General features: G+C 73.4%; 1 pseudogene. It reads left to right on the top strand.

Going from position 1 to position 338, the window contains the following annotated elements:
* Window positions 1–24: 24 nt before the first annotated feature.
* Window positions 25–338 (top strand): annotated as a pseudogene (locus ADL03_RS06235) (hypothetical protein); the annotation flags it as partial.

Below are 338 nucleotides of genomic sequence, written 5' to 3'. Positions count from 1 at the left end.
CTGACGATCGTGACCTGCCGGCGCGTGCTCGCGGGGCTGGAGTCGGCGCGCTGGCTGCTGCTCGACACGCTGACGCAGGACGGCGCCGTGGAGCTGGTCTCGGCCGTCGCCGGCGAGCAGGTGGTGCGCGACGAACCCGAGGCTGTGCGGGAACTGGTGGCGCTGTGCGGGAACCTGCCACTGGCGGTGCGCATGGTGGGCAATCGCCTTGCTGCCCGGCGCGACGGGCGATCGGTCGCCGCGCTGGTGTCCGAGCTGCGGGACGAGAGGAGGCTGCTGGACTCCCTCGCGGTGGGGGACGAGGACCTGCGGACGGCGTTCGCGCTGTCGTACCAGGC

This window comes from Nocardia sp. NRRL S-836 (assembly GCF_001279525.1).
GTDB lineage: Bacteria > Actinomycetota > Actinomycetes > Mycobacteriales > Pseudonocardiaceae > Lentzea.
This window is presented reverse-complemented; position numbering and strand designations above follow the sequence as displayed.